General features: G+C 47.7%; 19 protein-coding genes and 1 tRNA gene. 19 read left to right on the top strand and 1 reads right to left on the bottom strand.

The genetic code is table 11. The features are described from left to right. Positions 1–96 precede the first annotated feature (96 nt). The 18 genes from SEDOR53_RS0115300 to lon all read left to right on the top strand — a co-directional run bounded on the left by SEDOR53_RS0115300 (position 97) and on the right by lon (position 18558). Entirely contained in the window at positions 97–288 is a 192-nt protein-coding gene (locus SEDOR53_RS0115300) for a hypothetical protein (RefSeq protein ID WP_026770503.1), read from the top strand. Positions 289–754: 466 nt separating this feature from the next. Beyond that, positions 755–1591 (top strand): prephenate dehydratase, encoded by an 837-nt coding sequence (locus SEDOR53_RS0115295; protein WP_037361442.1) that lies wholly within the window; start codon positions 755–757, stop codon positions 1589–1591. Further along, complete coding sequence (locus SEDOR53_RS0115290; protein ID WP_037361439.1) at positions 1588–2754, top strand: pyridoxal phosphate-dependent aminotransferase; 1167 nt, start codon at positions 1588–1590, stop codon at positions 2752–2754. The genes SEDOR53_RS0115295 and SEDOR53_RS0115290 overlap by 4 nt, the downstream gene beginning before the upstream one ends. Further along, on the top strand, positions 2751–3590 hold the full coding sequence (locus SEDOR53_RS0115285) for a prephenate dehydrogenase (protein WP_026770500.1): 840 nt from the start codon (positions 2751–2753) through the stop codon (positions 3588–3590). The genes SEDOR53_RS0115290 and SEDOR53_RS0115285 overlap by 4 nt, the downstream gene beginning before the upstream one ends. Positions 3591–3644: 54 nt before the next feature. Further along, positions 3645–5336: a DEAD/DEAH box helicase gene (locus SEDOR53_RS0115280; protein WP_026770499.1), complete on the top strand. Its 1692-nt coding sequence runs from the start codon at positions 3645–3647 to the stop codon at positions 5334–5336. A gap of 24 nt (positions 5337–5360) precedes the next feature. Next, complete coding sequence (locus SEDOR53_RS0115275) at positions 5361–6446, top strand: chorismate mutase (protein ID WP_026770498.1); 1086 nt, start codon at positions 5361–5363, stop codon at positions 6444–6446. A gap of 8 nt (positions 6447–6454) precedes the next feature. After that, a complete protein-coding gene (gene aroB, locus SEDOR53_RS0115270; RefSeq protein WP_026770497.1) occupies positions 6455–7477 on the top strand; it encodes a 3-dehydroquinate synthase in 1023 nt (340 codons plus the stop codon). Next, a complete protein-coding gene (gene aroA, locus SEDOR53_RS0115265; RefSeq protein WP_026770496.1) occupies positions 7474–8745 on the top strand; it encodes a 3-phosphoshikimate 1-carboxyvinyltransferase in 1272 nt (423 codons plus the stop codon). The genes aroB and aroA overlap by 4 nt, the downstream gene beginning before the upstream one ends. Positions 8746–8781: 36 nt before the next feature. Further along, positions 8782–9789 (top strand): chorismate synthase, encoded by a 1008-nt coding sequence (locus SEDOR53_RS0115260; protein WP_026770495.1) that lies wholly within the window; start codon positions 8782–8784, stop codon positions 9787–9789. A gap of 210 nt (positions 9790–9999) precedes the next feature. Then, on the top strand, positions 10000–10560 hold the full coding sequence (locus SEDOR53_RS18700; RefSeq protein ID WP_051416689.1) for a septal ring lytic transglycosylase RlpA family protein: 561 nt from the start codon (positions 10000–10002) through the stop codon (positions 10558–10560). Between the two features lie 67 nt (positions 10561–10627). Then, positions 10628–11971 (top strand): OmpA family protein, encoded by a 1344-nt coding sequence (locus SEDOR53_RS18695; protein WP_051416688.1) that lies wholly within the window; start codon positions 10628–10630, stop codon positions 11969–11971. 84 nt (positions 11972–12055) lie between these two features. After that, a complete protein-coding gene (locus SEDOR53_RS0115245) occupies positions 12056–12364 on the top strand; it encodes a rhodanese-like domain-containing protein (protein WP_026770494.1) in 309 nt (102 codons plus the stop codon). A 74-nt stretch (positions 12365–12438) separates the two neighbouring features. Beyond that, positions 12439–13158, top strand: coding sequence for a head GIN domain-containing protein (locus SEDOR53_RS0115240; protein ID WP_026770493.1), 720 nt, complete (start codon positions 12439–12441; stop codon positions 13156–13158). A 68-nt stretch (positions 13159–13226) separates the two neighbouring features. Further along, positions 13227–13298, top strand: a tRNA-Met gene (locus SEDOR53_RS0115235). A 74-nt stretch (positions 13299–13372) separates the two neighbouring features. Beyond that, positions 13373–14245: a GTPase Era gene (gene era / locus SEDOR53_RS0115230; RefSeq protein ID WP_026770492.1), complete on the top strand. Its 873-nt coding sequence runs from the start codon at positions 13373–13375 to the stop codon at positions 14243–14245. Positions 14246–14369: 124 nt separating this feature from the next. After that, a complete protein-coding gene (gene der, locus SEDOR53_RS0115225; protein WP_026770491.1) occupies positions 14370–15686 on the top strand; it encodes a ribosome biogenesis GTPase Der in 1317 nt (438 codons plus the stop codon). Positions 15687–15767: 81 nt separating this feature from the next. Then, a complete protein-coding gene (locus SEDOR53_RS0115220; RefSeq protein ID WP_026770490.1) occupies positions 15768–15965 on the top strand; it encodes a hypothetical protein in 198 nt (65 codons plus the stop codon). 181 nt (positions 15966–16146) lie between these two features. Continuing rightward, positions 16147–18558 carry an endopeptidase La gene (gene lon / locus SEDOR53_RS0115215; RefSeq protein WP_232214786.1) on the top strand — a complete coding sequence of 804 codons (2412 nt, stop codon included), beginning with the start codon at positions 16147–16149 and terminating at the stop codon, positions 18556–18558. Positions 18559–18569: 11 nt separating this feature from the next. Here the strand turns inward: lon and SEDOR53_RS19160 are convergent, their stop codons facing one another. Then, complete coding sequence (locus SEDOR53_RS19160) at positions 18570–18725, bottom strand: hypothetical protein (protein WP_157576851.1); 156 nt, start codon at positions 18723–18725, stop codon at positions 18570–18572. Positions 18726–18775: 50 nt separating this feature from the next. Here SEDOR53_RS19160 and hutU point away from each other — a divergent pair, with 50 nt between their 5' ends. Beyond that, complete coding sequence (hutU, locus tag SEDOR53_RS0115205) at positions 18776–20425, top strand: urocanate hydratase (RefSeq protein WP_037361432.1); 1650 nt, start codon at positions 18776–18778, stop codon at positions 20423–20425. Positions 20426–20478: the final 53 nt, after the last annotated feature.

Below are 20478 nucleotides of genomic sequence, written 5' to 3'. Positions count from 1 at the left end.
AAAATGTTTTTTTGAAAAATATTCCGGCCCCTAGGTTACCTTTTATGTATCGCCGGTATTAAAAAGAAATTCACTCACACAAAAAACACACAACAAATGAAAAAGCTGTTATTCGTTTTAGCTATCGGCGCTCTTGCTGCCTGCGGTTCTGGTGCCAACAAAGATGCTGCTAAAGATTCTACTGCAACTGAATCAGCAGCAGGAGCTACTAAAGCTGCTGCTGACACCACTAAGAAAGCAGATACAGCTGCTAAAGCTGCTGTTGACACTTCAGCTAAGAAGAAGTAATTTATTTTAGGCTGCCGAATATAAAACGAACGGAGGCGTGCTTGCCTGCCCCTGGTAGCTTATCAAAGATTTTTTCATATGGCAAGCAATCGTTAGAGGCCGCTCCGTTTCCACGGAGGGGCTTTTTTCTTTTTTGAGTGAAGAGAATAGTTCCGTTAACGAGTTGTCAGATTTCATCCGCCAGTTGGCAAAAAACAGGCTTCAATTGTACGATTGTGATCTTCTGCTGTACTCCTAACTACTATTTGTTAGCTTAATTTTTTTTCATGAATTGATGGTTGGTATCAAATCAGTAGCTATTTTTGACACAGAATGAAAACAACAAATACTTTCTTTTTCTTTTATTACTTTTTCTTCTTTACACAAAGGAGCCGGGTAGTATTTGCGAAAGCTTAAAAGATAAAATGAATCAAAATACGATCCCGGCTCAAAGGCCGGGATTTTTTATACCCCCCACCCAACCACTATGAACAAAAGAATCGCTATTCAAGGATATGAAGGCAGCTTCCACCAGGTAGCCGCCATGCACATATTCGGTAAGAACATTGACGTAATTCCCTGTGATACTTTCAGGGAACTTATCAAAATAGCGGAAGACAAAAAGCAGTCCGACGGCGCGGTAATGGCCATCGAAAACTCCATCGCGGGCAGCATCCTGCCCAATTACAATCTCCTGCAAAAAAGCAAACTGAAAGTAACCGGCGAAGTATACCTCTCCATCAGCCAGAACCTGATGGTCAATCCCGGTGTAAGGTTCGAAGACATCCGCGAAGTGCACAGTCACCCGATGGCCATCCTGCAATGTCTCGACTACCTCGAAAAGCACAACTGGAAACTGGTGGAAACAGAAGACACCGCTTTAAGCGCCAAACTGCTGCACCAGCACCGGCGCCAACACGCTGCAGCTATTGCCAGCAGACTCGCAGCCGAATTATTCGGACTGGAAATCCTGGCTCCCAATATCCATACACTCAAAAACAATGTGACCCGGTTCCTGGTGCTGCAAAAAGAAAATGATGTGGAGCCGGTACCTGATGCCGACAAAGCATCGGTTTATTTCCAGACCGATCATTCCAAAGGATCACTGGCCCGCGTGCTCACACATATTGCCAGCGCCGGCATCAACCTGAGCAAATTGCAAAGCATGCCCATACCGGGCAGCGATTTCAAATATGGTTTCTATGCCGATATGGAATTCGAAGGCATGCAACAATTGAACGAAGTGCTGAAAGCCATGCAGCCACTGACCAATTTGGTCAAAACATTCGGTATTTATAAACAGGGAAAACTGGTGAAAGGATGATACAGGTAAACACAGCAAAAAGACTGGAAGGCATTGGTGAATACTATTTTTCGCAAAAACTGCGCGAAATAGAGGAGCTGAACAAACAGGGCAAGCAGATCATCAACCTGGGTATCGGTAGTCCCGATCTGCCCCCGCATCCCGATGTGATCAAAGTATTGCAGGACGAAGCGGCCAAGCCCAACGTGCATGCTTACCAGAATTACAAAGGGTCGCCGGTGTTGCGAAAAGCGATTGCCGACTGGTATGCGAAATGGTATGGTGTAACGCTGAACCCCGAAAGCGAGATACTCCCGCTGATCGGCAGTAAAGAAGGTATCATGCATATTTGCATGACCTACCTCAACGAAGGCGATCAGGCATTGATTCCTGATCCCGGCTATCCTACCTACAGCAGCGCCGTTCGCCTGTCGGGCGCTACTCCCGTAGTGTATGAATTATCGGAAGCCAGCAACTGGGAACCCGATTTTGCGCAACTGGAAAAAACAGATCTCAGCAAGGTAAAACTCATGTGGGTGAATTACCCGCACATGCCAACCGGCCGCTTGCCACAGAAAGACCTCTTTAACAAACTGATCGCGTTTGGAAAGAAACACCATATCCTGATCTGCCACGATAATCCTTACAGTTTTATTTTGAATGATGCACCACTCAGTTTGCTGAGTGTGGAAGGGGCAAAAGAAACTGCTGTTGAGCTGAACTCACTGAGCAAAAGTTCCAATATGGCCGGATGGCGCGTGGGGATGTTGTCGGGCGCGAAAGAGCGGATCGATGAAATATTGCGCTTCAAAAGCAATATGGACAGCGGTATGTTCCTGCCCGTGCAACTGGCTGCAGCCAAAGCGCTGGGCCTCGGCAAAGACTGGTACGATGAAGTGAATGCGATCTATAAAGAAAGAAGAGAAAAAGTATTTGAATTATTGACCCTGCTCCGTTGTGCATTTGATACAAAACAGGCAGGCATGTTTGTGTGGGCAAAGATTCCCGCTACGCATGCAAACGGTTTTGCCCTGAGCGATGCAGTATTATACAATGCAAATGTATTCATCACACCGGGAGGCATATTCGGCAAAGCCGGAGAACCTTATATCAGGGTCAGCTTGTGCGGATCGGTAGAACGGTTCACAGAAGCCATTAACAGGATCAGCAACGCAGGTATATGAGAGTAACGATCATTGGTACGGGATTGATAGGTGGCTCCATGGCCATCGCCCTGAAAGAGAAAGGCTTTGCGAAGCATATCATTGGGGTGGAAAAGCATGCCGCGCATGCAGAAAAGGCACTGGCACTGGGGCTGATAGATGCAGTGTTGCCATTGCAGGAAGCTGTAGCACAATCAGATCTGGTAGTGTTGGCCACGCCGATCAATGCGGCTGAAACTTTATTGCCGCAGGTGCTTGATATGGCAGACCGACAGGTAGTGATGGATGTAGGCTCTACTAAAAAAATGATCTGTGCATCGGTAGCAGGTCATGCAAAAAGAGGGCGCTTCGTGGCCACACACCCGATGTGGGGAACGGAATACAGCGGTCCGGAAGCTGCTGTAAAAGGCGCATTCACCGATAAAGCCACTGTGATCTGCGATAAAGCCAACAGCGATGCCGATGCGGTAGCCTGTGTTGAAGAAGTATATCGGTTATTGGGCATGCACCTGGTGTACATGAACGCCGGTGACCACGATGTGCACGTGGCTTATGTGAGCCATATATCACACATCACTTCTTTTGCACTGGCCAACACGGTACTGGAAAAAGAAAAAGAAGAGGACGCCATTTTTGAACTGGCCAGTGGTGGTTTTGAGAGTACGGTGCGATTGGCCAAGAGTAATCCCGCTATGTGGGTGCCCATCTTTATGCAGAATAAAGAAAATGTGTTGGATGTACTGAATGAACATATTGCCCAGTTGCGCAAATTCAAATCATGCCTGGAGAAGGAAAATTTCGATTACCTGCAGGAACTGATTGAAAATGCCAACGGGATCAGACGCATATTGAAGTAAACAAAAAACAGCAAAGCCCTGTAGAAACGGTAACTTTGCGGCAAATTTTAATACATGACGACATTTGAAGGGTTGGGAATTGACGCCAGATTGATTCAGGCAACCGATGAGTTGGGGTATGTGAACCCAACCCCCATACAGGAACAGGCGATACCGGTTTTGCTCAGCGGAACCAAGGATTTTATTGGGCTGGCACAAACAGGTACAGGCAAAACAGCGGCATTCGGATTGCCCCTGCTGCACATCATCGATGCGGCAGCCAAACATCCGCAGGCGCTGGTGGTTTGTCCCACGAGGGAACTCTGCTTGCAGATCGTAAAAGAAATAGAGCTCTTTAAAAAATACATCAAAGGGGTTTCTGTAGTAGCTGTTTACGGGGGTACTTCTATTGGGCTACAGATCCGCGACCTGAAAAAAGGGGTGCAGATCGTGGTGGCTACACCGGGCAGGTTAATAGACCTGATCGAAAGAAAAGCGATCAACCTGGAACAAATTGAATATGTGGTACTGGATGAAGCGGATGAAATGCTGAACATGGGCTTCCAGGATGATATTGAATTCATCCTCAAGAATACCCCGCAGCGCGAGAGCACCTGGTTATTCAGTGCTACTATGCCGCCGGAAATACGCAAGGTGAGCAAACGTTACATGAAAGAACCAGTTGAAGTAACTGTTGGCAAAGTAAATACAGCCAATAAAAGCATCGACCACCAGTACTATGTAACCTCGGCGCAGCATCGTTATCAAACATTGAAGCGCATCATCGATTTCAACCCCGGTATCTATGGTATCATTTTTACCCGCACCAAAGTAGACGCACAGGAAATATCTGAGCGGCTCACCAGGGAAGGATATGATATCGATGCATTGCACGGCGACCTCACACAGGTGCAGCGCGATAAGGTGATGGGCCAGTTTCGCGATAAGAGCTTGCAATTACTGATCGCCACCGATGTGGCGGCACGCGGTATCGATGTGCAGGGTATTACCCATGTAATCAACTACGAACTGCCCGATGATGTGGAAGTGTATACACACCGCAGCGGAAGAACGGGCAGGGCGGGCAACCAGGGTATCAGCATTGCCATTGTGCATTCGAAAGAAATGTACAAGCTGAAGCAGATCGAAAGGATCAACAATTCCAAGTTCCATAAACTGGATATTCCAAGCGGCAAAGACGTGTGCCGCAAACAGTTCTTTCATTTCATGGATAAATTGTTGTCGGCCGATATCAGTCACGGTGACTATGAAACCTATGTTCCCATGCTGGCCGAAAAATTCGCCGATGTGAGTAAGGAAGAAGTATTGAAAAGGGTAGCGGCGATGGAGTTCGACCGTTTCCTCAAATATTATGAAAATGCCGAAGACCTGAATGTGCGGGAGCGTGGAAAGAATGAACAGCGTGATAGTCGCGGCAACGGCAGGAGGGAAGGAGGTGCTTACGAAAGCCGCAGGGACAGGGGTGGTAGTAACGGGTACAGTCGCCTTTTTGTGAACCTCGGTACCAAAGACGGATTTTACAAAGCGAGCTTTCTGCAATTCATCCTGGACATGAGCGACCTGAAAAAAGAAGTGCTGGGCAGGATCGATATGAAAGACATGAACAGTTGGGTGGAGATAGAAAAAGGAGCTGCCAACCAGATGATCCGTGCGCTGGATGGAAAGAATTACAAGGGAAGAAGGATACGCATGAACGATGCCGACAGTGGTGGCGGACGCCGGCCTAACAAACGTGGCGAAGCATAACAAGCAACAGACAATTCAATTTATATGGAGCAAGCAATTGACCAAAAATCAGCAGTGGAAGCGCTCTTGACCAAGCGCCCACTCATCATTTCAGGACCCTGCAGTGCAGAGACCGAAGAACAAGTGGTAGAAACCGCTAACCGTTTGGCGGCTACCGGTAAAGTAGACATCCTCCGCGCAGGTATATGGAAGCCGCGTACCCGTCCCGGCAGTTTTGAAGGGATCGGCACCAAAGGTCTTCCCTGGTTACAGCGTGCGAGAAAAGAATCCGGCTTGCCTGTAGCGATAGAAGTGGCTACTGCCAAGCAGGTAGAAGATGCACTGCATTTCGATGTGGATGTATTATGGATCGGCGCACGCACTACCGTGAACCCGTTCAGCGTACAGGAAGTTGCCGATGCACTGAGAGGTGTGGACGTTCCCGTGCTGATCAAGAACCCGATCAACCCCGACCTCGAATTGTGGATCGGTGCAGTGGAGCGTGTAGCAAAAGCCGGCATCAAAAATATCGGACTCATACACCGCGGCTTCAGCTCTTATGGTAATACCGAATACCGCAACGCACCTATGTGGCACCTGGCCATTGAGATGAAACGCCGTAACCCCGGTCTGTTGCTCATCAACGATCCTTCGCATATCTGCGGAAGAAGAGACATATTACTGGATGTGGCACAGAAAGCGATCGACCTCGATTTCGACGGACTGATCATTGAAAGCCATATCGATCCTGATCATGCATGGAGTGATGCCAAACAACAAATCACGCCGGAGCGCCTGGGTGAAATGATCAACTCAATCGTATGGCGTAAAGAAGATATCGATTCGGAAGCGCTGCATGCTGCCATGGAAAAAATGCGCCAGCAGATCAACCAGCTCGATGATGAATTGTTGCTGTTGCTCGGACAACGCATGAAAGTAGCTGAAAAGATCGGCCAGTATAAAAAAGACAATAACATCACCATCCTGCAAACCAATCGCTGGAACGCTATTCTTGAAAGGGCTTTCGCGAAAGGGGAGCAACTGGGACTGAGCAAAGAATTCGTGACCAAATATTTTGATGCTGTACACATGGAGAGTATCAATCACCAGAATAAGATCATGAATTCCTAAGCGGCAGCATGAAGAAGAAAAAAGTTTCGTTCAGTAATAGTGCAGTGGATTATTATTTCCATGCCGATTTTGCTCGCCTGGAAAAACTGGTAGCCAAAGAAAGAACCGTGATCGTCACGGATGAACATGTGTTCAAAGCCCACCAGAAAAAATTCAAAGGCTGGAATACCATCGTGCTCAAGCCGGGTGAAGAATTCAAGGTGCAGCAGACGGTGGATGTGGTAATAGATCAGCTGATTGAATTGGGCGCCGACCGTAAGACGACCCTGGTAGGTGTGGGCGGTGGCGTGATCACCGATATCACCGGTTATGTAGCGGGTATTTATATGCGGGGCATTGCATGTGGTTTCGTGCCTACTTCATTGTTGGCCATGGTAGATGCTTCGATCGGTGGAAAGAATGGGATCGATGTAGGCGTATATAAGAATATGGTGGGACTGATCCGTCAGCCCTCTTTTCTGCTCTTCGATCACAGTTTTTTGAAATCCCTTCCCAAGGTTGAATGGCAGAATGGCTTTGCAGAGATCATCAAACACGCCGCTATCAAAGATGCGGCCCTGTTCAAATTGCTGCAGTCGCACCGCCTCACCGATTTTCAGCGTGATACCCAATTACTGGCCAAGCTCATTGAAAGGAACGTGCTCATCAAGACCAAAGTAGTGGTGAACGATGAGTTTGAAAAAGGAGAACGCAAGCTGCTGAATTACGGGCATACCCTGGGTCATGCCATTGAAAATATGTATGAGCTGAGCCACGGACAGGCCATCAGCATCGGCATGACGTATGCGGCATTGATGTCGAAACAGTTGAAAGGTTTCAAGCAGGCCGATGAACTGATAGCAGTGCTGGACAAGTACGGATTGCCCACGTTTGCCGAATTCGATACCAAAGAAGCGTTCAGGATATTACAGAAAGACAAAAAGAAAGACAACCAGCAGATCAGTTATATCCTCCTGGAAAAGATCGGTAAAGGTGTAGTACAGCCTTTGTTGTTTGTGCAATTAAAAGAAATTTTCAACCAGTTTACATGATCGTTACCGTTTCTCCATCTGTTATAAAAGGTTCTATCAGAGCGGCAGCCAGTAAGAGCAGTATGCAAAGAGCCTGCGCCGCCGCGTTGCTTGCAGGAACAACTACTACCATCGTTAATCCGGGCAATAGCAACGACGATCAGGCTGCACTGGATGTGATACAGAAACTGGGCGCTGTTGTTATGAAAGAAGCAGATGGTAACATCGTTATTCATTCTAAAGGTGTTGCTCCCTTGCACCCCGAGATCAATTGCGGTGAAAGTGGTTTGGGTATACGCATGTTTACGCCCATCGCAGCACTGAGTGTTCAGCCGCTCACCATCAACGGTACCGGCAGCTTGCTGACGAGACCCATGGATTTTTTTGATGAGATATTACCTCAACTGGGTGTAAACATTCAATCGAATAAAGGACGTTTGCCGCTGAAGATACAGGGACCGCTGCAACCTGCAGATATCATTGTAGATGGTTCGCTGAGCTCACAGTTCCTCACCGGTTTGCTCATGGCTTATGGCGCTGCAGGCGCCAACGGGGCAACTATCACGGTGAACAACCTCAAGAGCAAACCTTATATCGATCTCACATTGCAGGTGATGCAGCATTTCGGGTGGGAGGTATCACACACCGATTATGAACAGTTCAGGTTTCAAAAAGCGAAACCTGCACCAGCCGCATTTACTTACACTGTTGAAGGCGATTGGAGCGGCGCGGCATTTCTGCTGGTAGCAGGAGCCGTAGCAGGTGATATTACCGTGAAGGGATTGGATGTGTATTCCACCCAGGCCGATAAAGCTATTTTACAGGCTTTGTCAGACAGCGGATGCAAATTATCCATTCGTCCTGATGAAATTGAGATAGGTCCCTTGCCACTGAAAGCGTTCCACTTCAATGCCACAGATTGTCCCGATCTCTTTCCGCCGCTGGTGGCTTTAGCCGCCTGCTGTGAAGGAACTACGGTGATTGAAGGTGTGGAAAGACTGGCTCACAAAGAAAGCAACCGCGGCCTCACTTTACAGGAAGAGTTTGGTAAATTGGGTATTGAAATCACCTTGCAGGGTAACCTGATGCTGGTAAAAGGTAATACAGGCATGAAGGGCGCTGTTACCCATTCGCACCACGATCACCGCATTGCCATGGCCTGTGCTGTTGCAGCGTTAAAAGCAAACGGAGACGTGATCATTGAAGAAGCCGATGCCATCAATAAATCTTATCCCGATTTCTATGAACATATTCAGCAATTGGGAGCAGCGATAAAAATTCAAAAGTAAAAAGCCAAGCAGTCTTTTTAATTAAACACGCGTACTATGAACTCTTTCGGTCGCCTTTTCCGCATACATATTTTTGGTGAGTCGCACGGCGAAAGTGTGGGGCTTGTGATAGATGGCTGCCCGGCCGGACTGCCTCTGTCTGTGGAAGATTTTCTTACCGATATCGAGCGTCGCAAAGGCGGCAGCCATAAAGGAACCACTCCCCGCAAGGAAGACGACCTGCCCATTTTCAAAAGCGGCATTTTCAACGGGCATACAACGGGCGCTCCTATTACTATTTTATTCGAGAACAAGAATACCCGCAGCGGCGATTATGAAAAGCAACGCGCTGTGCCGCGGCCGGGACATGCAGATTTTACCGCTCACGCCAAGTATGGCGGTTTTGAAGATTTCAGGGGAGGCGGACATTTCAGCGGCAGGCTCACGGTTTGCATGGTAGCCGCCGGTGTGATTGCGAAAAAACTGCTGGGTCATATACAGGTTGTATCCACCATACTTGAAATAGGAGGAGAGGCAGACCTGGAAAAAGGACTGCAAAAAGCCATCGATGCCAAAGACTCTATAGGCGGTATTGTTGAGTGCCGGGTGAACGGACTGCCGGTGGGCCTGGGAGAGCATTTCTTCGATTCGGCAGAATCCTTGATCAGTCATGCTGTTTTTGCCATCCCTGCCGTGAAAGGCATTGAATTCGGAGCAGGCTTTGCCGCTGCCCGGATGTTCGGTACCGAGCACAATGATGCCATCGAAGATGCCAGCGGGAGAACGCGTACCAACCATGCCGGCGGCATAGTGGGGGGTATTACCAACGGCAATGAGCTGGTCTTCCGCATCGCCATCAAACCCACTTCTTCCACCCCTAAAGAACAGCAGACCTGGAACTGGGAAACCAATACCATTGAGCCCTTCTCTGTCAAGGGCAGGCATGACCTCTGTATAGCCCTTCGGGTACCCGTGGTACTGGAAGCTGTAACGGCATTCACCCTGGTCGACCTGATGCTGTTGGAGCAGCGGATCGGGCGTATAGGACCGTCGTTTATGTCATGATTGGTCAGTTAATTGTAAAATAATATCTGCTAATATATTGATAACCAGCGCTGTTGGTGAATTGACTTGCTTTTTGGCATGGTGTTTGGCCAGGGAGGGCAACTGTATTTATACACATCCTAGTGAAAGCCCTCCTAAGCAACGGATAATTACCTAATTTGATTATGTGAATCGGAGGGTCGGTGTGCGATATACGATTAAACCGATTTTATGAAAAAGATCATTTACGTGCTCTTTCCCCTGTGCAGCCTTTTTTGGTTGGGATTCCGTATGGATACCCCGGTACAAAAGGCCAACGGCCTCATACAACGGGACACAACAGTGGTACCCCGGACGGATACGCTGCCTTTACCGGCAGACTCTGTGAGAACCGACTCTCTGCTTAAAGCCGGCACCGATTCGGCGGCGGCAGTATTGGCCAAGCCTGCAACAGACTCGCTTTCCGTTGTGGAAGCCATCAACTTTACGGGTATTGCCAGCTTTTACAGCTCCAACCTGGATGGTACCAAAACCGCCACCGGTGAAATATTCCGTAACAGCAAATACACAGCTGCGAGCAACCACCTCAAACTGAATACCTGGGTGAGGGTTACCAACCTCAAAAATAATAAAACAGTGATCGTTCGCATCAATGACCGGATGCATCCCCGCATGAAAAAGAAAGGACGTGTGGTGGACCTGAGCAGGGTAGCGGCCAGGCAATTGGACTTTATGAAGAGCGGACTGACAAAAGTTAAAGTGGAAGTAGTGCCCAAAGGAACAGTGGAATAATTTAAAACTGCTATATACAAAAACGGGAATCTGCCTGTACATTTGTTTTAACTAACAATTACTGTTTATGAAGAAAATCCTTCTAGCCGCCATTGGAATTGGTTTATCAATAGCTTCCATAGCGCAGGAATCCAGTTACAAGAAAAGGCCCAGCCTGGGCATCAGTTTCTTTTTGCAGGACATGAAAACTGCGAAATTGCTCGAAACAAAATCGCTCTCCAGTGTTTTGTCGAATGGCTACTGGACCAAGATCAAAGACATGGATCCGGGTTTGTCTATCCAGTATTTCGAAGGGCTCACCGAGCACCTGGATTTCATGGGCACATTGAATGGCTCATTTGTTACCTATCCTTTTTATTATAAAAGCGGGATCGCTACACCCAATAATAGCAAGTTCTTGCTGGAAACAGATGCCAACCTGAACCTGAAACTGCTTACAGACAAGTACTTCTTAGTTCCTTATCTGAGGGCGGGTGTGGGCGCTTCCATGTACGGAGGCAGCTATTTTGCCGCGTATGCACCTATTGGTGTTGGTTTACAATTCAAGTTGGGAGAAGGTACTTTCATACATGCATTGGGAACCTATAAAGCAGCCGTAACCTCGCTGGCTGTGAATTATATGAGTTATTCCATAGGCATCGCTTCCCCGATCGTGGAAAGAAAGGAAACTGCCCTGGTAACGCCTCCACCGCCTCCTGATAAAGATTCGGACGGCGATGGCATTCCCGACAGCAAAGACAAATGCCCCACTGTTCCGGGTATTGCCAAATATGATGGATGCCCCGTACCCGATACGGATGGCGATGGCATCAATGATGAAAACGATAAATGTCCTACCGTTAAAGGTGTTGCCAAATACGATGGATGTCCTGTACCTGATACAGACGGTGACGGCATCAATGATGAAGAAGATAAATGCCCCACTGTTCCGGGTGTGGCCCGTTACCAGGGTTGTCCCGTGCCCGACAGGGATCACGATGGCGTGAATGATGAAGAAGACAGGTGTCCGGATGTACCAGGTACCAAAGCCAATTTTGGTTGTCCCGAAGTGAAGAAAGAACTGGTAGAAAAAGTGCAGAAAAATGCCAAAAACATTCTCTTCCTCACCGGCAGCGATAAGATAGCCACCAAATCTACCAGGGAGCTCAATGAGGTAGTGGCTGTGATGAAAGAAGATGCAGCATTGAAACTCGATATAGAAGGTCATACCGATAATGTAGGTAAAGAAGCCGCCAACCAGGTGCTGAGCGAAAAACGTGCTAAAGCCATTTACAAATACCTTGTGAGCAAGGGTGTAGATGCTTCCAGGCTGAGTGCCGCAGGATATGGCCCAAGCAGACCGGTAGCTGATAACAAAACCGCCGCCGGACGTACCCAGAACAGGAGGGTAGAGCTGAAGCTGAAATACTAACCGTATCACTCATATAAGTCAGCGTTCAAAGGACAAAATGTAATATTTTTGACTTTTGAACGCTGACTTTTTAATTTTCTTTCTATGCAAACAATCACCGTAGAGGCCCTGAAAGCCAAACTGGATGCCGGTGAAACCATTAACCTGGTGGATGTACGTGAACCCCACGAAAATGCCGAGTTCAATATCGGCGGCCTCTTATTGCCTCTTGGTAAAATACAGACCATGCAGGTAGATGAGATCGACGACCTCAAAGACCAGGAAGTATTCATCTATTGCCGCAGTGGTAACAGGAGCGGACAAGCCTGCCTCATTCTCGAAACCATGGGTTACAAGCATGTTGTAAACGTAACCGGCGGTATGCTGGCCTGGCAGGAAAAGATCGGCCGTTGATTGTCCGTTGTTGCGGAATGAAGGCGAAGTGTAACTTTAAGCCGGAGCTTTCGTTATACGAAAAAACAGGGTGTATGAAAAAATGGCTGCTGGTGGTATTGATGGGGGTGTGCCTTTTGCAGGCAGGTGCACAGGAGAAAAACATTGTCAGGGATGACAATGTACAAGTGCGACCCATCAGTGGGTTTACCGGCATTGAAGTATCGGGTGCCATCAGCCTGTATCTTTCCCAAGGTAATGAAGAAGCGGTAGCAGTGAGCGCCGGCTCTGATGAAGATGCCGGGCGTATCAACACAGAACTGAAAAATGGGGTATTGCATATCACACCTCAAAAAAGCGGCTGGAGCTGGGGCAATAAGCGCATGAAAGCTTATGTAACTTTTAAAACCCTTAAAAGGATAGAAGCTTCCGGGGCCTGCAATATCCGGCTCACAGATGCGGTGAAACTCGAAAAGCTCGAGATTGAATTATCCGGTGCCAGTGATTTTTCCGGTAAAGTGCAAACAGCGTTATTGCGCTTGGTAGCTACCGGCGCTTCCAGGATTACCATATCGGGCGAAGCGAATAAGACCCAGGTAGAAGCATCGGGTGCCAGCGGCATCAGAGGATACGACCTGCATACCGATTACTGCAAGGTAAATGCTTCCGGTGCGTCGGCGATCCACCTCACAGTCAATAAAGAAATAGACGCCAGCGCCAGTGGCGGAAGCGGTATTTATTATAAAGGGCAGGCGCTGGTGCGCAACAGCGATATCAGCGGCGGTGCTACCTTCAAAAGAAAAACCGACGACTAAACCGGCTGATTTTCAATATTTATTTGGAAGCTAATCCGTATACCCCTACCTTTGCAACCCAATTACATCGCGAGGTAGAGCAGCGGTAGCTCGTCGGGCTCATAACCCGAAGGTCGGAGGTTCGATCCCTTCCCTCGCAACGCAACAGAAAGGCCCCATCAGGGGCTTTTTTAGTTTTAGGCCTAACTTTGTGCGGGTTCAAAAAAAAGGAACATTGAAAGCAGGATTTGTAAACATATTCGGAAAACCCAATGCCGGCAAAAGTACTTTGCTGAACGCGCTCGTGGGCGAAAAAATGGCCATCGTATCGCCCAAGGTGCAAACCACACGCCATCGCATCAAGGCTTTCCTGAATAAGCCGGGCGAATACCAGGTGATCTTTTCAGACACGCCGGGTATCATCGACCCGAAATACAAACTGCATGAGCGCATGATGGATGCCGTAAAAGGCGCCCTGGAAGATGCCGACCTGGCGCTGCTGATCGTAGACGTCAAAGACGATTGGGAATCCTGTCATGCCATTTTCAGCGCATTGAAGCTGACGGTACCTGCTGTTGTAGTGCTGAATAAAACAGATGGTGTAAACGGCAACAAGATAACCGAAGCGGAAACTTATTTTTCAAAGCAACCCTACTGCCGGAAGCTGGTAAAAATATCGGCCCTCAGGCATGAACACCTGGATGAACTGCTGGATGTCATTTTGACCTTTTTACCCGAAGGCATGCCCTTTTACAGTGAAGAGGACCTGAGCGATATGCCCACCAAGTTTTTCGTGGCGGAAATGATCAGGGAGAAGATCTATGAATTGTTTGGCGATGAGATACCTTATCATACCGCTGTTATGATCAATGAGTTCAAAGAGAAGGAATCACTCGTGAAGATCCAGGCCGATATCATTGTGCAGCGGGAGACCCAGAAAGCCATCATCATTGGCGATAAGGGTAAAATGATCAAACAGATCGGCATGAAAGCAAGGGCAGATATCGAAGGGTTCATTGGCCAGAAGGTCTTTCTTGAACTTTTTGTGAAGGTGAGGCCCAAGTGGAGGGATAATGAGATGCAGCTGAAAGAATACGGGTACAATTGAATAATTTGGTAATTCGACAATTTGGCAATAGCGCCATTTTTTATAAAGCGTTTATTTTAAATGAGTTGTGTCGGCTTCTTTAAAAATAAATCAGACATCAGAAATCAACAAATCAGCAATTATTATGAGTGGATATACAGTTGCAATAGTAGGTAGGCCCAATGTGGGGAAGAGTACGTTCTTCAACAGGATGTTGGAGCACCGCAAAGCCATTGTGGATGATGTGAGTGGGGTTACGCGCGACCGCCAATATGGGATGACCGATTGGAATGGGAAACAATTCAATGTGATTGATACAGGCGGATTTGTTTCCGGAAGTGAAGATGTGTTTGAACGGGAGATCGCGAAGCAGGTAAAAATTGCAATAGACGAAGCTAACGCAGTGGTTTTCATGGTAGATGTGACTACAGGCATCACCCATCTCGATGAAGCGATGGGCGATTTATTGAGGAGGGCTACCAAGCCCGTTTACCTGGTGGTGAACAAGGTAGACAATGGCGAACGTGAATTGGAAGCTGCCGAGTTTTACAGCATGGGGTTTGATCATAACTTCTTCATTAGCAGCATCTCCGGAAGTGGAACGGGAGAATTATTGGATATGATTACGTCGGCCATTGCGCCTGAAGAGACAGAAGAAGTGCGCCCGGAAGATGGTCTGCCCAAGTTTGCGATCATTGGCCAGCCCAATGTGGGCAAGTCATCCTTACTGAATGCCCTTATTGGCCAGGAAAGGACCATTGTAAGCGATATCGCCGGTACCACCCGGGATACCATCCATACCCATTATAAGCTCTTTCAGAAAGACTTCATTTTGATAGATACGGCAGGTATCCGCAAGAAGAATAAAGAGAAAGACGACCTGGAATTTTATTCTGTAATCCGGGCCATAAGAGCTATGGATGAGGCAGATGTATGCCTCTTATTGATGGATGCAGCCAAAGGGATCACAGGGCAGGATGTGAGCATTTTCAGTCTGGCTGCACGTAAAGGAAAGGGGGTAGTAGTGCTGGTGAATAAATGGGATCTCATTGAAAAAGAGACGAATACAGCGCGTGATTACGAAAAAAACCTGAAGATGAAATTGGCGCCTTTTACCGATGTACCGGTTCTTTTTGTTTCGGTGAAAGATAAAACACGGATTTTCAAGGCAATAGAAACGGCACTGGAAGTATTTGACAACAAGCAACGCAAGATACCTACCTCACAGTTGAACGAAGTGATGCTGAAGGCAGTACAGGCATATCATGCCCCCGTGGTGAGAGGAAATACTGTAAAAATTAAATATGTTACCCAGTTGCCTACCCATGTGCCTTCTTTTGCTTTTTTCACCAATTACCCGGATGATATCAAGCAACCTTATAAGAATTACCTTGAAAATCAGCTCAGAACACAGTTTAATTTTAAGGGAGTACCGGTGCGGATATTCTTCAGGAAGAAATAAAATTTATTCGTTAAAATTTGCATAATTCAACCTGGCAACTATCTTTGCGCCGTAATAAAAACTCTTTAAAAAACAAGTACAATGAAAAAAGTATTCGCTATCCTGGCCGTTGCTGGCGTAATGGCTGCTTGTAACAGCGGTGAAAACAAAGAAGCTGCTAAAGATTCAACTGCAACTGTAGCTCCTGCTGCTGATTCAGCTGCTAAAGCTGCTGCTGACACCACTAAGAAAGCAGATACAGCTGCTAAAGCTGCTGTTGACACTACTAAGAAGAAATAGTATTTGTTTAGTCAATATTACTTCTTGCAAGAAGGTCTCCCGCGTAAATCGCGGGAGATTTTTTTTGTGCCAGTTTGTACCAAATTTTCCGATTTAGGGGGCATGGCACCAATATTGACCTAATTTTGTCCCCCAGTTTTTATGTGGCGTACCACGGGGTGTGTGACAATTTGACCCAAGAATGAAAATTATGACCAAAGAGCCTTTGTTTTTCCGATCTGAAGACGAGAATGATTTCATGCCCATTATCCCTATCAATGAAACGGAAGGGGATGCAGATAAAGACCTGGTAGTTCCCGATACCTTACCCATATTGCCATTGCGGAATACGGTATTATTCCCCGGGGTAGTATTGCCCATTACCGTGGGAAGGGATAAGAGTATTAAAGCGGTGAACGATGCTTATAAGCAAGACAAGCTGGTAGGGGTGCTTGCACAGAAAGATGTGAATGTGGAAGATCCTGAACCCAAAGACCTTTGCAGTATCGGTACGGTGGCCCGGATCGTGAAGCTGATCAAAATGCCCGACGGAGGCACCACCATCATCATACAGGGGAAGCGCCGTTTCGAGATCGGCTCCATTGTAAGTGAGGACCCTTATTTCAGGGCTTCCGTTCGTTTGCTGGTTGATGAAGAAGCCGAGGAAGGAGATGATTTCAATGCCTATATCAGCAGCATCAAAGACCTGGCCACCCAGATCATCCAGTTATCGCCTAACCTGCCCACCGAGGCATCGATCATCCTGAAAAATATCGAGAGCCCTTCTTTCCTCATCAATTTCGTGAGCAGTAACCTCAACAGCGACCTGAAAGAAAAACAGGGACTGCTGGAAATCCAGGATGTACCAAAGAGGGCTGAGAAACTCATGCATATCCTGCAAAGGGAATTACAGTTTGCCGAGCTGAAAGACAAAGTGACGAATAAAACGCGCACGGAGATTGACAAGCAGCAGCGTGATTACTTTCTGCAGCAGCAGTTGAAAAGCATCAAAGAAGAATTGGGCGGTGATACCAATGAGCGTGAGATTGCAGAAATGAAGAAAAAGGCGGAGACCAAGAAATGGCCGGAAGCTGCCAAAAATATGTTCAAGAACGGGGTGGAGAAACTGGAAAGGATGCACCCAAGCACGCCCGATTATTCTGTTGTGTACAATCACCTCGACCTGATGCTGGATCTTCCCTGGCAAGATTATACGGCCGATAACTACGATCTGAAGAACGCTAAAAAAGTACTCGATACGGATCATTATGGTATGGAGAAGATCAAGAGCCGTATTATCGAATACCTGGCCGTACTGAAACTGAAGGGTGATATGAAAAGTCCGATCCTTTGTTTTATCGGTCCGCCCGGTATTGGTAAAACTTCTCTCGGCCGCTCTATTGCGCATGCCATCGGCAGAAAATATGTTAGGCTCAGCCTGGGCGGACTGCACGATGAAAGTGAGATACGCGGCCACCGCAAAACCTATATCGGCGCCATGCCGGGACGCATTTTGCAAAATATCCGCAAATGCAAATCATCTAACCCGGTGATGATCCTGGACGAGATAGACAAGATAGGCAATGATTTCCGCGGCGATCCTTCATCGGCCCTGCTGGAAGTGCTCGACCCGGAACAGAACAATAGTTTTTACGATAATTACCTGGAGCTGGAATACGATCTCAGCAAAGTGCTGTTCATCGCTACCGCCAATAACCTGCAGAATATACAACCGGCGCTGCGCGACAGGCTGGAGATCATTGACCTGAGCGGTTATGCAGTGGAAGAAAAAGTAGAGATCGCCAAACGCCACCTGGTGCCCAAGCAGAAAGAAGCGCATGGACTGGGTAAGGTAAACATCAGGATCAGCGACAAAGTGCTGGAGAAACTCATCGAACAACATACCCGCGAAAGCGGCGTGCGGGAGCTCGACCGGCAGCTGGCATCTGTGATGCGTTACCAGGCCAAGGAACTGGCTATGAAAAATAAAGTGAAACCGGTTATTACAGCAGCAGATGTTGATAAGATATTAGGTCAGCCCCGCTATAACAACGAGATATACAAAACGGCCAATATGCCGGGTGTAGCGGTGGGACTTGCCTGGACTTATGTTGGCGGAGATATTCTCTTCATCGAAACCATCCTGGGCGATGGCAAGGGTGATCTGAAGTTAACCGGTAACCTGGGCAATGTGATGAAGGAAAGCGCCAGCACAGCATTGAGTTATTTACAGGCCAATGCACGTAAATATGGCATCGACCCCGAAGTCTTCGCTAAGAAAAGCATTCATATACACGTACCGGAAGGAGCTGTTCCCAAAGACGGTCCGAGTGCAGGTATTACCATGCTGAGTTCCCTCACTTCTGCCTTTACCGGAAGAAAGCTGAAACCTTATTTGGCTATGACGGGAGAGATCACTTTACGCGGACAGGTATTGCCCGTTGGCGGTATCAAAGAAAAAGTGCTGGCTGCAAAAAGGGCCGGACTCAAAGAGATCATACTCTGCTGGCAGAACGAAAAAGACGTGTCGGAGATCGACAGTAATTTCATCAAAGGCATGCAGTTTCATTATGTGAAAACCATGCAACAAGTCATTGATCTGGCGCTGGTATAAGCGCCGGATCATCAACTGCCTCTTGAACCGCCGGTTTTGATGGGCTTCTTGGCAATGCCCACGGCTTTGGTTCCCGGCTTGGAAATGAATTTAGATGCCTGATTGTTGTTGGGCTGGCTTTTATTGCCTCCTTTACCCCCCTTATTGTTGTTGACCGGTAATCCCATACGGTGTGTTTTTGTATGCCAAATGTAGGGAATTCAATATATTCATTGTTATGAAAATCCCTGCAACTCCTACGGGAACCACATTGAATTGTAAAGGGTGGATACAGGAAGCCGCTTTGCGTATGCTGCTCAATAACCTCGATCCTGCTGTAGCAGAACGTCCCGAAGAGTTGATCGTATATGGCGGAAGAGGAAAGGCTGCACGAAATATGGAATGCCTTGCATTGATCATCAAGGCACTGAAAGACCTCGATAACGATGAAACATTACTCATACAGAGTGGTAAGCCGGTAGGCATTTTAAAAACACATCCCGATGCGCCCAGGGTATTACTCTCCAATTCGCAGCTGGTGCCCAAATGGGCTACCTGGGAACATTTCACAGCGTTGGAAAAGAAGGGGTTGATGATGTATGGACAGATGACGGCAGGCTCCTGGATATACATAGGTTCACAAGGCATTGTGCAGGGCACTTATGAAACTTTTGCAGCAGTGGCCGATAAACATTTTCATGGATCATTGAAAGGAACATTGAGTGTAACGGCCGGATTGGGAGGTATGGGCGGCGCGCAACCACTGGCTATTACCATGTGTGATGGCGTGGCGCTTTGCGCCGAAGTAGAAGAATGGCGTATCGACAAACGCCTCGAAACAAAATACCTTGATCTGAAATATACAGACATTGATGCGGCGATTGATCGTGCATTGAAAGCTGCGGCAGATGGAGAAGCGTTGAGCATCGGCGTGCTTTGCAATGCGGTACACTTGCTGCAACGGTTGATAGCAAGAAAAATAAAAGTGGATGTGCTCACCGACCAGACTTCCGCACATGATCCGCTGATCGGTTATATACCGCATACACTTACCAATGAAGCAGCGCGTACACTGCGCGAACAAGATGCCAAACAATATATAGCGTTGGCTTATGACAGTATGAAGCTGCATGTAGAACTCATGCTGGCATTGCAAAAGAGCGGAGCCATCACTTTCGATTATGGCAACAACATCCGGGCAAGGGCGCAGGAACACGGACTTGAACAGGCATTCGATTTCCCGGGTTTTGTACCTGCTTATATACGTCCGCTTTTCTGTGAAGGCAAAGGCCCGTTCCGTTGGGCAGCACTCAGCGGCGATCCGGCAGATATTGCTGTAACCGATGAATGCATCCTGCATTTATTCCCCGAAAATAAAAATCTTCAACGCTGGATGAAGATGGCCAGGGAGCGCATCGCTTTCCAGGGATTGCCCGCGCGTATATGCTGGTTAGGACAGGGCGAGCGTGAGAAAGCCGGACTGGCATTCAATGAACTGGTGCGCACCGGAAAACTGAAAGCGCCCATTGTTATCGGAAGAGACCATCTCGACACCGGATCGGTGGCATCGCCGAACCGCGAAACAGAAGCCATGCTCGATGGCAGCGATGCAGTGGCCGACTGGCCCATACTGAATGCATTGATCAATACGGCAGGTGGCGCCAGTTGGGTGAGCCTTCACCATGGCGGCGGCGTAGGTATGGGATATAGTATACATGCCGGTATGGTGATCGTTGCTGATGGAACCGATGCAGCGGCAGCACGTTTGTCGCGCGTTTTGCGTAACGACCCGGCCATGGGTGTGATACGTCATGCAGATGCAGGATATGATATTGCATTGGATACCTTGAGAAAGAACGGATTGGATTTTACCAGCCGCTTCCATTAATGCTTTTTTTGTCATATATTTATAGTATACCTCCCCTCTGAATCCAATTTCCG

The sequence above is a fragment of the Asinibacterium sp. OR53 genome (assembly GCF_000515315.1).
Taxonomy (GTDB): Bacteria; Bacteroidota; Bacteroidia; order Chitinophagales; family Chitinophagaceae; genus Sediminibacterium.
This window is presented reverse-complemented; position numbering and strand designations above follow the sequence as displayed.